Origin of the sequence: Diplocloster hominis (assembly GCF_032380655.1) — a bacterium.
GTDB classification, from domain to species: domain Bacteria; phylum Bacillota; class Clostridia; order Lachnospirales; family Lachnospiraceae; genus Diplocloster; species Diplocloster hominis.
The window spans coordinates 58,488-73,452 of record NZ_JAWDIY010000020.1 but is presented as its reverse complement, the minus strand read 5'-3'; the positions used below and the strand labels follow the sequence as shown (position 1 = coordinate 73,452).

The 14,965-nt window shown below is 50.1% G+C and carries 13 protein-coding genes; 11 read left to right on the top strand and 2 right to left on the bottom strand.

The window, feature by feature from the left end; genetic code table 11:
- Positions 1-79: 79 nt before the first annotated feature.
- Positions 80-1,351 carry an L-cysteine desulfidase family protein gene (locus ABC831_RS17690; protein ID WP_343249417.1) on the top strand — a complete coding sequence of 424 codons (1,272 nt, stop codon included), beginning with the start codon at positions 80-82 and terminating at the stop codon, positions 1,349-1,351.
- A 173-nt stretch (positions 1,352-1,524) separates the two neighbouring features.
- On the opposite strand, the gene ABC831_RS17685 is transcribed toward ABC831_RS17690, so the two are convergent.
- Complete coding sequence (locus tag ABC831_RS17685; RefSeq protein ID WP_343249416.1) at positions 1,525-2,166, bottom strand: hypothetical protein; 642 nt, start codon at positions 2,164-2,166, stop codon at positions 1,525-1,527.
- 501 nt (positions 2,167-2,667) lie between these two features.
- On the opposite strand from ABC831_RS17685, the gene ABC831_RS17680 reads away from it, so the two are divergent.
- From ABC831_RS17680 to ABC831_RS17660, 5 genes are all read left to right on the top strand, one after another.
- The gene (locus ABC831_RS17680; RefSeq protein ID WP_343249415.1) at positions 2,668-3,855 is read left to right on the top strand and encodes a winged helix DNA-binding domain-containing protein; all 1,188 of its coding nucleotides are present in this window, start codon (positions 2,668-2,670) and stop codon (positions 3,853-3,855) included.
- A gap of 197 nt (positions 3,856-4,052) precedes the next feature.
- Positions 4,053-5,834, top strand: a complete 1,782-nt coding sequence (locus ABC831_RS17675) for a glycerophosphodiester phosphodiesterase family protein (RefSeq protein WP_343249414.1) — start codon at positions 4,053-4,055, stop codon at positions 5,832-5,834.
- 168 nt (positions 5,835-6,002) lie between these two features.
- Positions 6,003-6,431, top strand: coding sequence for a helix-turn-helix domain-containing protein (locus ABC831_RS17670; protein ID WP_343249413.1), 429 nt, complete (start codon positions 6,003-6,005; stop codon positions 6,429-6,431).
- Positions 6,428-7,966 (top strand): phytoene desaturase family protein, encoded by a 1,539-nt coding sequence (locus ABC831_RS17665; protein WP_343249412.1) that lies wholly within the window; start codon positions 6,428-6,430, stop codon positions 7,964-7,966. The genes ABC831_RS17670 and ABC831_RS17665 overlap by 4 nt, the downstream gene beginning before the upstream one ends.
- Positions 7,967-8,042: 76 nt before the next feature.
- Positions 8,043-8,726, top strand: coding sequence for a YoaK family protein (locus tag ABC831_RS17660; protein ID WP_343249411.1), 684 nt, complete (start codon positions 8,043-8,045; stop codon positions 8,724-8,726).
- Positions 8,727-8,741: 15 nt separating this feature from the next.
- Here the strand turns inward: ABC831_RS17660 and ABC831_RS17655 are convergent, their stop codons facing one another.
- Positions 8,742-9,296, bottom strand: coding sequence for a TetR/AcrR family transcriptional regulator (locus ABC831_RS17655; protein ID WP_343249410.1), 555 nt, complete (start codon positions 9,294-9,296; stop codon positions 8,742-8,744).
- 160 nt (positions 9,297-9,456) lie between these two features.
- Here ABC831_RS17655 and ABC831_RS17650 point away from each other — a divergent pair, with 160 nt between their 5' ends.
- From ABC831_RS17650 to ABC831_RS17630, 5 genes are all read left to right on the top strand, one after another.
- Entirely contained in the window at positions 9,457-10,323 is an 867-nt protein-coding gene (locus ABC831_RS17650) for a DegV family protein (protein WP_343249409.1), read from the top strand.
- Positions 10,324-11,238: 915 nt separating this feature from the next.
- Positions 11,239-12,135 carry a helix-turn-helix transcriptional regulator gene (locus ABC831_RS17645; protein WP_343249408.1) on the top strand — a complete coding sequence of 299 codons (897 nt, stop codon included), beginning with the start codon at positions 11,239-11,241 and terminating at the stop codon, positions 12,133-12,135.
- A gap of 192 nt (positions 12,136-12,327) precedes the next feature.
- Positions 12,328-12,792, top strand: a complete 465-nt coding sequence (bcp, locus tag ABC831_RS17640; RefSeq protein ID WP_343249407.1) for a thioredoxin-dependent thiol peroxidase — start codon at positions 12,328-12,330, stop codon at positions 12,790-12,792.
- 36 nt (positions 12,793-12,828) lie between these two features.
- The gene (locus tag ABC831_RS17635) at positions 12,829-14,301 is read left to right on the top strand and encodes a hypothetical protein (protein WP_343249406.1); all 1,473 of its coding nucleotides are present in this window, start codon (positions 12,829-12,831) and stop codon (positions 14,299-14,301) included.
- A gap of 187 nt (positions 14,302-14,488) precedes the next feature.
- Positions 14,489-14,950, top strand: coding sequence for an RNA polymerase sigma factor (locus tag ABC831_RS17630; RefSeq protein WP_343249405.1), 462 nt, complete (start codon positions 14,489-14,491; stop codon positions 14,948-14,950).
- Positions 14,951-14,965 lie beyond the last annotated feature (15 nt).

Below are 14,965 nucleotides of genomic sequence, written 5' to 3'. Positions count from 1 at the left end.
GCAGTAAATGCGGCACTGGAGGAAATGCGTAGAACGCATACCTGAAATAAGCCGCAGTAAATGCGGCACTGGAGGAAATATGAAACAGGGAATTTATCATGGGTGTATTGAAATATTGGAGGCGGAACTGATTCCGGCACTTGGGTGTACGGAGCCTATAGCCATTGCCTATGCGTCAGCGAAGGCCAGGGAAGTATTGGGCACTTTTCCTGAGAAGATCACCGTCTCCAGCAGCGGTAATATCGTGAAAAATGTGAAGGGCGTGGTAGTCCCGGCCACAGGCGGGTTAAAAGGGATCGAGGCGGCCGCCCTGATCGGAGCCGTGGGAGGGGACTCCTCCCTGGAGCTGGAAGTGTTAAGTAATGTGACGGAAGAACACAGAAGACGGACCAAAGAGCTGATGGAGGAGGGGATCTGTACCGCCGCCCTGCTGAGTTCCACGGCTAAGCTGCATATTGTAGTGGAAATGCAAAAAGGGGATCAGACCTCTAAAGTGGAAGTGATTCATACCCATACCGGTATCGTCCGGATAGAAAAAAATGGGGAAATCCTGCTGGATGTACCTCACGACGAGGAAGAGATGGAAGCGGAAGTGGCGATGGATTTCCTGAACATCCCGGCCATCTATGAATTCGCGCAGAACGTGCGGATCGAAGACGTAAAGCCGGTACTGGAACGTCAGATAGAATATAACACCACGATTGCGGAATACGGGTTAAAACATACCTATGGAGCCAATGTGGGCGCCATGCTGATAAAGATGTATGGGGATAATGTCAGCGCTCTGGCAAAAGCCATGCCGGCCGCCGGGTCCGACGCCAGAATGGGCGGATGTGAACTGCCGGTGGTAATCAATTCGGGAAGCGGGAACCAGGGAATGACCGTCTCGCTGCCGGTTATCGTCTATGCCAGAGAACTGAAGGCTACGGAAGAACAGCTGTACCGCGCCCTGTGCATCAGCAATCTGACCGCTGTATATCAGAAAAAGGAGATCGGAAGGCTTTCCGCCTACTGCGGAGCGGTAAGCGCCGGGGCGGGAGCAGGAGCCGGTATCGCCTATCTGTTAGGCGGCGGTGTGGAGGAGATCGGCGCGGTGGTTACGAATACCCTGGCCAATGTGGCAGGTATCGTGTGCGACGGAGCGAAAGCCTCCTGCGCTGCCAAGATTGCGTCCAGTGTGGAAGCGGCTCTGATGGCGATTAACCTTACATTCGGCGGCAGGACGTTCAGTCCAGGAGAAGGGATCGTGAAGGAAGATGTGAATGATACGGTGGAAGGGGTCGCTATGATTGCCCGGGAGGGTATGAGGATTACAGATGAAGTGATTCTGGATGTGATGATTAATTCCTGAGACCGGTAGACGTGCGGGTGCTGTAACCTGAGGAAGGGCAGCACCCGCTTTCTGTATGGCTGAATGATATGATTATGAGGATAAGGGTTCTATCGGCCGGTTTGGAAAGGCGCAAATCGAAGTGATCTGATGATACAGGTGCAGGATAATCCTTACTTTATTTAAAACAGAAGCTATTTTTGGGCAAGAACAGCTATTTCACCAGATTTTAGTGTGATAGATTCCGTACTACCGCCAATCATATATAAATAATATTCCCCGGGTTCTTCCGCAGTATAGGTATAGGTTCCCTCTAAATCCCGTAAGACTTCCCCTTTATTTAAAGCTTTATTATATAGGACGCCGATCTCAATTGCTTGATTTTCAATTTCAGATGGGTATTTTTCAAATGAAAGATTTATCTGATCTCCTTTTTGTAAATTCCAACCCGCGTTATTTTGTGTAAATATTACGATGTTAGAATTGAAAAACATGAGTTCCGGTATTTGATAAATATTATCTTCCTTTGTTGTCTCAATATTTGTAATTGCGGATGGTTCAAAGTCTTCATCATAATAAGTGCAGATCAAATTACTTTTCATTTCCGGCCGGCCGGTCTGGCCTTCCGATTCCACGATCGTACCTTCCGGATCTTTAATGACATAACCGGTGTCTGCTTTCACCTTGTTTATTTTTCCTATCATGTTCCGGTTTTGCGAAGTGACTAACTGTGGAACGGGTTCCAGTAACCGGTTTCTATTTTTGATCGTTACGGTAAAGATTCCAGCTAATATTACTACGGCGAAGCAGACAATAATTAGTAGACTTTTTTTCATACATATCCTCCTGTTTGATTGATAAGAATTGGAATTGACGGGAGTGTAAAGAATTTTTTCTGATAGATAGAAATAGAATGTCAACCGGATGTATAGAAAATTTATTTTTATTATAACATGCCTTAGGAGGTTTTAGGAGACAATTCCAAAAGTCTGAAAACTTAATTCCAAAAGTCTTAAATTTAATATTGAACTGGATGAAAAGGTAAATTAAATATGTTCCTGTTCACAGCTGTATTGCGGTCAAAAACAATATAATATATAATCAAATCAAAATAATTCCTTTCACATTTTATATTAATTTTTTTCATTTCAATATAAAATTCGTTCAAACGGTGATCATTTATGACTATTTAACGGCAGAAGATAAAATAACAATTAGAATGGAACTATCATGTAGAAGTGAAATATCACCTGCCTCACTATGGATCGCTCCCGGAAAAAAATATAAATCACTTTACTGGAACAAAAAAAGTTGAAAAAGGATAAAGAGGTATATTCATGAACCCAGTCACAAAAGAGCAGATACGTCGATTCCGCCTTCATACGCACCATCTGGACACCTGGTATCCGAAAAAGGATATACGTAACATTGCTGGTGCCTGTGGCTTTCAGAACTCACCGCCCGGCGCGTGGGAAAATGCGCTGTATAACCGGATGGCGGAGTGTACTTTACATGATATGAATCAGATGCTGGAAGTTGAAAAAACACTTTTGCAGGCATGGAGTTTTCGGGGCGCACCGGTGGTATTCCCTGCTTTGGAAAGTGACGTTTTTTTGTCAGGGCTGGTTCCGGAGGAGAATGAACCGTGGATTTATACACGGGGGATACAGCTGGCGCTGGATTTTTTAGAGATGTCTTTTGGAGAGGTGCTGGCGCTGTTGGAACAGGTGATGCCTGGAATGGACGCCGAAGTGGTGAAAAGTAAAACTGCACTGGACCAAACTTTGGCGGAATGGGTGCAGCCGCTTCTGCCCAGGGGAAAAAAGGAACTGTGGAACCAACCTTCCCCGTATGGAAACCCTGATAAACAGACCGTAGGCGGGGCTGTAGTGTCGTTTTTGCTTCGTCCCTGCGCCTTTAAGGGCCTGGTGGTTTTTGGAAAAAGAGAAGGAATCAGTCCTACTTTTACTTCGTACAAGCGTTGGACCGGTCATTCCGTGGAAGGGGCAGGCGATCCAGGACATAAGCTTGTGAGGAAATATCTCCACTGCTTCGGGCCGGCCACACAGGGAGGCTTCGCGGATTGGCTGGGATGTTCCCCGGCGCAGGCAGCGCGGTTATGGAAAACGGTTAAAGATGAAACTGAGCCGGTCAGCCTGTCGGGGAAAGAACGGTTTATATTGTCGGAAGACAGGGCGCTTCTTTTGTCGCCGCCGGAACCGGATAGGAAAATACATCTGCTGGGAGGGCACGACCCATATCTGGGTCTGCAGGACCGCGAAGTGATTCTGGAGGACAGGACCCGGCAAAAACAGATATGGCAGACCGTATCTAATCCCGGCGCTGTGTTATGCCAGGGGAAAATAGCGGGTATGTGGAAATCCAGGAAAAAGGGAAAAGGACTGGATATTGTAATCACCCTATGGGATCAGCAGGATGGACATATAAAGGAAATAGAGAGTTTGGCTGAAAAATACGCTTTGTTTCAGCAGCTTAAGCTAAACAGTATTACATTCACAGCATGAAGATAATCGGAGCGGGGCATACAGTCTTTGATGTGTTTTCAAAAACATGGAATATACGCAGGTGTCTCTGACCATTATAAGAATAAAAGAGCTGCCGGAATAAAAGATCAACCGGAATAAATGACTTCCAGATTAAATGGCCTACTTAATAAAATGTCCTGAAAGAAAACCGTTAAACATTCAGAGTGAGGATAATCATGAAATATACTATAAAGACAGGCCTGCGGGCAGGAATTAAAAATTGGAGTACACTGCTGTGTTTTGAAATCCTATACAAAACTATAGGCTTCAGTCTTGTGGGGAATCTCACAGAGGAGCTTCTGAATCTCGTTCTTAAAATAGGAAACGTGACGTTTATCAGTCAGGAGAATATCGGTTCTGTGATCAGCCGGCCCTGGAATCTTGTGATTCTCCTGGCTGGACTCATCTTGTTCACGTATTATGTGTATTTCGAGATCACGGCGCTGATTATATACTGCGAGGCGGGCTGGAGAGGGGAATATCTGAGTGTATGGAACCTCTGGAAACAGGCGTTTCTGCGCTCTCTCCGTGTGTTCCATTATAAAAACCTGCCGGTTGTCCTGGTTCTGCTGCCGGTGATCGGGCTCTCGGTATTTCCGCTGACGAACAGCCTGCTAAAAGGGTTCCGGATTCCGGAGTTCATTATGGATTATATCCAGAGCAGCTTTATATTGCTGCCGGTGTTTGTCCTGGTTCTGGCGCTGCTTAATATACTGCTGTTCTTTACACTGTTCAGCTTCCCGGCTGTGGTTCTGAACGGTGAGTGTTTCATCGGTTCCTGGCACCGGAATGCCCGTCTCATGAAGAAGAGAAAATGCAGGACGGCGTTATGGCTGCTGGCCTGTATCCTGGCTTTCCTGCTGGCTGCTCTCATAGGTTTTATCCTTATGGTTCTGATCCTGTGGGGAGTGAGTTATCTGGAAGCTTCCCCTGGAGGCGGACAGAGCCTGTTTGAATTCCTATATCTGAAATGGAGCGCGATGGGTTCTGTGGCGTTGAGCATGCTCGGCTCAGTGGCGCTATGTTCCACGGTGATCACGCTCTATCACGATTACCGGGAAGATATACAGCCGCAGCCCCATAAGACGGAACATACGGTAAAAAGCGTGCTGCGCCGTACTGTAGTGATAGCGGCCACGCTGGTTCTGCTGACCTTCTACAGCGAGACGGAACTGGGAGGAAATATGAATTATCCCACAGATGGAAAGACAGAGATTGTCGCCCACCGGGCGGGAGCCGTATTCGCGCCGGAGAATACGCTGGCGGCGCTGCGTACGGCTGCCGCTTCGGGCGCTGACATGGCGGAGATCGACGTGCAGCAGACCAGGGATGGCGCGCTGGTGATTCTGCACGACGCGAATCTGAAGCGTACGACGGGGCTGGATGCCAATATATGGGAGGTGGATGAGAAGACCGTGCGGGGGCTGGATGCGGGAGCCTCATTTTCCAGTGATTTCCGGGGCGAACCGGTCCCCACCCTGAAGGAAATGCTGGAGGCTGCAAAGGGCCGGATACAGCTTATGATCGAACTGAAATCCACTGGCCATGAGCGCGGGCTGGTGGAGGAAACGGTGGAACAGATCAGATCCGCTCATATGGAAGAGTCGTGTATCATTGCGTCGATGGATCAGGAACTGCTGAAGAGAAGTAAAGAGCTGGCGCCTGAGATCAGAACGGTTTATATCACCGCACTGCTGTATTCCGATCTGTATGATCTGAGTTACGTGGACGGATACAGCGTGGAGACGACCTCCCTGACTTCCATTATGCTGTTCCAGGCGCATATGGAGGGGAAAAAGGTCTACGCCTGGACGGCGAATAAGGAAAAAAACATTGAGAAAATCCTCCGCATGGGCGCCGATGGGCTGGTGACGGATAACCCGGAGCTTGCCAGGTACTATCAGGACTTTGCAGGAGAGAACATGATGCTGCAGCTCCTGACAGACATTTTATATTGATAAGATCCCGTCCGTTTGGTCAGGCCTCATAACTGCTGCGCAGCCACCCTGCGGTAAGATGCTTCTGCGATCCTTAGGAACGCAACCAAAGTTAACAGAACCTGGTATTTTTTGTTGGTGGCAAATCCGGGAAAAGGTGTTAGACTTAAGGCAGGAGGTGTGAAAAGTATGATTTCAGAAAATCTCACTTTCCTGCGAAAGGCTCATGGCTATTCCCAGGAACAGGTGGCGGAAAAGGTCGGGGTATCCCGGCAGGCGGTGGCGAAATGGGAGAGCGGCGAGACGGTGCCGGATCTGTCCAACAGCGTGCTGCTGGCAAACCTGTATCAGGTAACGCTGGATAATTTGGTGAACCACGATTCCGAAAAGGAATCGGTGCCAATCCCGCCGAAAGGAAAACACATCTTCGGAACAGTCACGGTTGGGGAGCGGGGCCAGATCGTGATACCCAAAAAAGCCCGTGAAATCTTCGATATCCAATCAGGAGACAGCCTTATGGTGATGGGAGATGAGGGACAGGGAATCGCGCTGGTGAAGGCGGAAGCCTTTTTAAGCCTGGCCCGTGAGATCCTGGAGAAAGGCGGGGATGGCAAATGAGAGAAAAAATACTGATTATCGGCGCCGGAATCAGCGGACTGACAGCCGGGATCTACGCAGCGAAAGCAGGATATGAGGTTATCCTCTTCGAAAAACATACGATAGCCGGCGGGGAGTGTACCGGCTGGGACCGGAAGGGGTACCATATTGACAACTGCATCCACTGGCTTATGGGAACCACGCCCGGAACCGATTTGTACGAAATATGGAAAACAGTGGGAGCGGTGGGAGATCATATAAAAATCCACAGAAGCGACCGCATGTATACATCTTGGCTGAATGACCAGCGGCTGACCCTGTGGCAGGATATTGACCGTACGGAACAGGAGATGAAAGCCCTGTCACCCGAAGACGCGGCCGCCATCAGCAAACTGATGGATTCCTGCAGGCTGGCGAAAAAAGTACAGATACCGGCGGATAAACCTCCGGAACAGTTCCGGGCGCTGGATGGGATCAAAATGATGAAGTCCATGTCACCGGCCCTGAAACTGTTCAGCCGCTATAAGGGAATGGATACCCGGGACCTGGCTGCCCAGTTCCGGCATCCGTTGATCCGCTGCATGCTGTCGGATTTTTGTACGGAAGAATCCCTGGCACATTCCTTTCCCATGGCTTACGGTAATTTCGCGGGCGGGGACGGCGGGATTCCCGAGGGAGGTTCCAGGGCCACGGCAATGCGTATGAAAGAGCGGTTTCAGGAGCTTGGAGGCACTCTGCGGGAAGGCATGGAGGCGGAACGGATTCTTCTGGATACAAAAGCAGGGAATGGGATTTCGGGAAAGCCGGAAAATACAGGCGCAGCGGAGAACAAAAAAACGGCCAGAGCCGTTGGTATCCGGTTCGCAGACGGTACCTCAGAATACGGAGACTATATCATACCGGCCTGTGACACCAGTATTACCTTTGGCAAGCTGCTGCCGGAGACTTATATGGGTGAGCTGATGCGCAGCATGTACGCGGACAGAGAGGCATACCCGGTATACAGTACGTTTCAGACCGCCTTTGCGCTGGATTGTGAACAGGACCCGATCGGGGCCGATCAGATCCTGGACTGTGATAACCTGTGTTTTGCGCCGGGAGTGAAAACACGTCTGACAGTTAAGACATATGCCTATGAGCCGTCATTCGCGCCTCCGGGAAAGCAGATCGTGCAGACACTGATGGGCGGCCCGGAACAGCTATATGATTACTGGAAAGAGCTGGCGCTTGACCGTAGGGCCTATCAGGATAAGAAAGCAAAGTTATCAGAGGCAATCCGGCTGGAACTGGAACAACGGTTCCCGGCCTGTAAGGGCCGGTTAATGCTGCTGGACGCTTGGACCCCGCTTACTTATGAGAGATACTGCGGAGCTTATAAGGGATTCTATCAGTCCTTTACCATAACAAAAAAGAGTGCGAAACAACCTTATCCCCCGGCAGCGGTCAATGGCCTGGAAAATGTAATATTAGCGGGCCAATGGATCAATCCTCCGGGCGGTCTGCCCGGCGCCGCTATCTCCGGCAAGTTTGCAGTCCAAAGAATTGAGGCAAAATAAGAAGGAAGTAAAATCCAGCCAAGACGCACCCATACCCGAAATAACCGGCGCAGTAAATGCGCCGCAGGAGGACATTATGACAGAAGAAAAAAAGCATAAGCAGATGTCGGAGTCCATGACTCTGGCAGTATTTCTGACGCTGGCCGGCGGTTTTCAGGACGCCTATTCCTACAATTGCCGGGGAAAAGTATTTGCCAACGCCCAGACCGGGAATATCGTGCTGCTGGGCCAGAACCTGGCCCAGGGAAACTGGGATCTGGTCCTTCGCTATCTGGTTCCTCTGGCTGCGTTCCTGGCCGGAGTCTATATTACCGAATGGGTACATCACCGGTATAAAGACTACAGCCGCATACACTGGCGCCAGATCGTACTGGTGGTCGAGATCCTTCTTCTTCTGACCGTCGGCTTCCTTCCTCAGTCTTTGAACGGCATGGCGAATATGATGATGTCATTCGCCTGCGCCATGCAGGTGAACAGCTTCCGGAAATTCAGGGGTATCCCCTGTGCCACCACCATGTGTATCGGAAATATGCGAAGCGCCACGGAAATGCTCTGTAAATACCACATCACACGGGATAAAAACCTGAGGAAAAAAAGTATGCATTACTATCTCGTAATCCTGATATTTGCCGCAGGGGCGGCTGCGGGCGCACTTATGAGCATACGGCTGGGAGAGCGTTCGATCTGGCTGGCGGCAGTGCTGTTATTGGCCGGATTTATCCTGATGTTCATCAAAGAAGATATCCCGGAAAACCTGTAAGCCGCCCTGCAAATTTTAAACACCTGTAGAATCGGCGGTCTGATTCTGAAACATCCCGCATAGAACCAGCGCCATTTCCTCAGGCTCCTCCATTGTGTTACGCTCAATCCAAGCCCGGTATATATTGTACAGAGCACCGGAGAAGGACTGAAGGGAATAATAGAATTTCTGCCCCAGCTCCTCCTGGTAGTAAGTCTCATCGATGTAATCCGTCAACGCTTTCAGAACCATGTCCCCCATCCCGCTGTCGATCAGCCCGCGGATAAAATCCTTATATTTCTTAAAATACCGGAAACAGTGCAGCAGATTCCGGTAATCGTTATAATTCCCTCTGGACGGCCAGGAAGCCACATCACTCCGGTAAGAATCTACTATATCATCCAGATAGTCCTGGAAAATCTCCTCTTTTGACTGGTAATTCCTGTAATAGGTCATGCGGGACACGCCGGCCTTCTCCGTCAGTTCGGTTACGGAAACGGCAGACAGGGGTTTGGTTTCTAACAATTGCATGAGCGCGGATACCATACATTCCTTTGCCAGAACATTTGCCTGGTTTCTTTTCGCTTTCATAAACAGAATCCCCTTATATGTAACAGTTCAAGCGAAACGCCTTGATTTTGATTATACATAATGTTACAATTTGTAACAGCATATGATAAAAATATTATATACCTAATACCAAATTCGGGCAACAAAAAATGATTCTTATGATAAAAGGCAGGTACACAGCGTGGGAAAAATAGCAGTTACTGCAGACAGTAACAGTGGAATTACAAGAGAAGTGGCGGAGCGGGAGGGGGTATATATCGTCCCGATGCTTTTTACCATTGACGGAAAGGAATATCTGGAAGGGGTTTCCCTCAAAAGCCAGGATTTTTTCATGTACCAGGAACAGGGAAGGGATATCAAATCCGCGCAGCCAACGGTGGGAAGCGTCCTGGAGCTGTGGGATTCCCTGCTGAAAGAATACGACGAAATAGTTCACATCCCCATGACAAAAGCGCTGAGCGGTTCCTACGATACGTCGCTGGCGCTGAGCCGTGAATACGAGGGCAGAGTACATGTGGTGGATAACCAGCGCATTTCCGTCACCCAGAAACAGTCCGTGTGGGATGCCAGGCGGCTGGCAAAAGAGGGAAAGAGCGGGAGAGAAATCCAGACGATTCTGGAGGCCGCCGCATTGGAATCCAGTATTTATCTTACCGTAGACACCTTAAGTTATCTGAAAAAAGGCGGAAGAATCACGCCGGCTGCCGCAGCTATCGGAGATATCCTGAACATCCGGCCGGTCCTCCAGATCCAGGGAGGCAAGATAGACGCCTACGCCAAGGTAAGAGGCAGAAAAAAATCCAAGCAGGTCCTGGCGGACGCGATCCAAAAAGATATGGAACAACGCTTCAGCGAGGCGCAAAAAGGCAGGGGAATCAAGCTGCACGCGGCCTATGCCGGAATTCCGGAGGAAGCCATGGAGTGGAAGCAGCAGCTTAAAGAGATCTTCCCCGGTTATACCATTGATATGGATGAGTTATCATTGAATATATGTACCCACGTGGGAAAAGGGGCGTTGGGAATCGCGGTGACTTGTAATTTGCTGTAATAGGGGGACGGGAAGAACCCTGGGAGACGGGGCGAGCGCTTCTGTTTTTGGGACCCGGGGCGGATACCTGTCCGTTCGCGGGCGGCGGGCTGTACGCTGGCAGCAGCTAAGTGACATCCCGCCTGCAGGCTCAGGAACCGGGCCAATTCACCAGGAACGCATGACGCGTTCCCGGTTCAGTGGCCCTTGCACGTCGGACGTGAAGTCCGCCGCGCATCCTGAGCCTGCCGGCGGGATGTCACTAAGCTGCTGCTCAGCCGCCCGATGCCCGCGAACGGACAGGTATCCGCCCCGGGTCCCAAAAACAGAAGCGCTCGCCCCGTCTCCCAGGGTTCTTCCCTGCTTTGGTGAATGGGGAGCATTCCGTAAACTGTTCAAGAATTAAAAAGGCCGTTAATAAAGTAGGGATTAGAGGGAAGCGGCGGGGGCTTTGGAGCTGTCCGGCTCATCTCGCGGGGGCATATTACTTGAGAGCGGGCCTTAGAACGGCTTACGCAGAAGGTGGGAGAACCTCGCAGGGCCCGGAAAGGTTCTTTCTGAGAGTTGGGTATAGCCTGGTAGCCGGAATGTCCGCATACTTATACATTAAGCCGGTTGCGGGCATTCCGGTTACCAGGCTATACCCAACTCTCAGAAAGAACCCCCGGAACACTGTTCGAGCCGTTTTTGGGCGAGTTTGTTCCGGGCCCTGCCAATAAGAGGTTCTCCCGCCTTCGGAGTTAGCCGTTCTTAGGTCCGGTCGAAGTAATATGCCCCCGCGAAATGAGCCGGACAGCTCCAAAGCCCCCGCCGCTTCCCTCTAATCCCGGCCCTAAGTCAATAAAGTCTGAATTATAGTAACTAAATATTACAACTTATGATAAAACAAGTGCTTCTGTATTTTGTTATACTTTCCAGGAAAGGAGAAGGACGGACATGTACGAATGGAACGAAGCGGTACAGCGGATGATTGATTGGCTGGACGCGCACATCACGGAGACACCGACACTTATGGAAATGTCAAAGCAGATTGGGTATTCCCCATATTACTGTTCCAGCCAGTTCCACGCTATCACAGGTGTCACGCTGAAGAACTATATGGCGGCCCGCCGTTTGAGCTTGGCGGCCAAAGCCTTAAGGGACACCGATGGGCGCATCCTGGAAATCGCTCTGAACTACGGATTCTCCTCCCAGCAAGCTCTGACGAGAGCCTTTGTATATGCGTTCGGATGTACACCGGCCGCATACCGGAGAAACCCTGGTCCCATTCCCGTATCCATGAAAAAAGAAGTCCTTTTCCCGGAATATTATGAACAAGGAGACAGAGATATGGAAAAAACAATCTTAACAGAAGCGAAAGTTAGAGTCGAGTATATCCCCGCCCACAAATACATCGCCATCCGGGATGCAAAGGTTCAGGCCTATTTCCCATTCTTCGAGAGCCACAACTGCGATGAGATCTGCGGAACGATCGAGAGTATGACCCACGTCATGCATCCGGTGGTTACCTGCCACACAGGAGGTTGGTTCTTAGAGAACGGCAGCAGGGGATATACCTACGGTCTGGGGGTGCCGGATGATTATACCGGACCTGTCCCGGAAGGATTCGAGATACGGGAATATCCCGGAAGCTACTATCTGGTCTTTTATCATCCTGCATTCGATTTCCTGCAGGATTGCGAAAAAGTGCTGACCCGTGTGGAGGACCTGGCCTGGAATTTTGACCCGGCTGCGATGGGCTTCTCCTGGAACGAGACAGAGTGCCAGGACTACCAGAGAATGCTTCCTGAGACGATCGGTTATGAAGTATTAAGACCCGTAAGAAAAGGCTGAGATGTGGGAATAGTGCCGGGGGCGCATCCTTGAGATATTGGATGCGGCCCCGGCTTGTGTTTGACAGAGCGATTTTGGAAAATGCAGAGCGGGTCGAAATTAGAAATTTATTTGAATTATAGAGGTCCTAAGTTATAATAGTCCTAAGAGTGGGGATGCTATCCACCACCGGGACGAAAGGAGATATATGTTATGCTGGAGACAGGAATTCAGGCGCCGGAGTTTACGTTACAGGACCAGGATGGGCAGGAGGTGTCTCTGAAAGATTTTCGTGGTAAGAAAGTAGTACTGTATTTTTACAGTAAGGATAATACTGCGGGCTGCACGAAGCAGGCCTGCTCTTTTGCGGAAATGTATCCGCAATTTATGGAGAAGAATGCGGTGGTGATCGGTATCAGCAAGGACACGGCGGCTTCCCATAAAAGATTTGCTGAGAAATATCAGCTGCCCTTTACTCTGCTGGCAGATCCAAATCTGCAGGCGGTTCAGCTGTACGATGTATGGAAAGAGAAGAACATGTATGGAAAAAAAGTGATGGGCGTGGTTCGCACTACTTATCTGATAGATGAAAACGGGATCATAGAGAAGGCATTTACCAAGGTAAAAGCGGCGGAAAATGCTGGACAGATGCTGGGGACACTTTCTGAGAGCTTGTGACACACAGTGGATATTACGAAAGAAAAAGGAGTTTTCATGACACCCGATGAAAAGTTTAAGCATTATGCTATGATTTATTATCAGGAACATGGGGACCTGTATGTGAAGATGGATACGGTCATCGACGGCTACCGGCTGGGCAGAAAGATCAGCGCCTACCGGGTAGCCAAAAAAGGCCGGGAGGGACGCGCGCTGTCGGATGAAATGGAGCAATGGCTGAATGCGCACGGGATGGTGTGGGATGCGGCCGGGCGCACGGGACATGTACGGGCTGTTGTGTGCATGGAAGAACCCGGAAAGGTCTTCGAGTCTATCATGGAGGCATCCAGATGGGCCGGAATCAAGTCCGGGAATATCTGCTGCTGTATCCATGGGCTGCAGCACAGCGCCGGAGTTCATCCGGTGACCGGGGAGGTGCTGCACTGGATGGCGGCGGATGCGTGGGAAGCGCTGCCGGAAGGGGAGCGGGAGGATCGGTTAAACCAGCTGGAGGACGGCGTGAGCTATCCGAATAAGTTCGGAGCCGCGTTTTTTGCCCAGCTGGCAGTTCAGGGCCAGATTATTGACTTTAGAAGGGAAGTTGCTGCTGCGGATCTGTTTCCGGTTAAGATCAACAGGAGTTATGATTTTGGTCTGTCGCTTTCAGAACCGGGCAGAGTGGACATGCTGGTGGAATTCCACGGCGGGCAGCATCTGGCGGAGGATAAGCGGGATTTTTCCAAAAAGTTCGGAAGATCCAAACAAGAAGAAATCGATAATGACCGGCTGAAACGGAAGCTGGCCTACCGGTACGGCTTTACCGACCAGACTTATCTGACGGTCAACTGCAGGGAGTCCAGAATGGATCACATGGTGGAGATGATAAGCAAGAGCCCGCTGGGTGCCCGGTTTGATCTGAAACGGATCGACTGGGAAAAATGCGAACGGCAGGCGCTGGATTCTTATGTGAAACAGGTGTGCGCGCTATACGCACAGGGTTATCCGCTGGCCCGGATCGCGGAACAGATGAAGCTTGGAAAATGTACGGTGCCCCGCTATCTGAAGCGGGGGACAGCGGCCGGGATCTGCGATTATCAGCCTGTCAGGCATGAGCAGGTGCAGATCATCTGCGTGGAGACAGGACAGGTTTTCCCGTCTATGGCGGAGGCAGCCAGATTCTGCGGTATCAGTTCGGGGAACCTGGGCGAGATCCTGAACACCACGAAGGCGGCAGGAAAAGACCCGGGTACCGGCCGGCTGCTGCACTGGCAGGACTATGAAGGCTGGCAGAGAATGTCTGCCGCAGAAAGAGAAGAGATCCGCCGAGGGATCGACGCATTCTGCAAGCAGAGGCCCATTGTCTGTCTGGAGGAGCCGGACCGGATCTTTGAGAGTACGGTGAAGGCCGCTGCATGGTGCGGCGGGGACCCGTCCGCGATCAGTAAGTGTCTGCGTAAGATCTACGGACATACAGGAAAACATCCGGTGACGAAAGAACCTCTCCACTGGAATTATTACAGTCCGGGATAAAACCTGATTCATGCAGGTGGTGCTGAAAGGATGAGAGGAAAGAGCTGTGGAATAGATCCATGGCTTTTTTCGGATTTATTTATACAATAAGATATTCATAACTTGCGGGAACCTTTCTAATGGCAGGGGTGTCTATATAGTATAAGCATTGTACAAGGCTTAGATCAAAGAGGAAAGGATAGGGCCAATGGATATAGGAAAAGAAACATTCTGCAATTATATCGAACAATACCAGCGGCGCATGTTCCGGGTAGCCAGAGGAATCTTATACCATGATGAAGATGCTGAGGATGCGGTAGGGGAAAGCATACTGAAGGCTTATGAAAAGAGGAATCAATTAAAGAATCCTGATAAATTCCGGCCGTGGATTATGAAAATCGTCGTTCATGAGTCATACAGAATTGCCAGGAAACGGGGGAGGACCGATTATCTGGAGGATGCGCCCGGTACCGATATCCCTACCGAGGATTCCCATTATGAGCTGTGGGACCTGGTAAATACTCTGGATGATGAGTTCCGGGTGGTTACCATCCTCTTTTACTACGAAGACCTGAGCTTAAAGGAGATCAGTATGATCCTGGATATTCCCATTGGAACTGTGAAATCACGTCTGACCAGAGCCAGAGCAAAGCTGAAACACCTTATTTAAGAAAGGAGAGGTTCT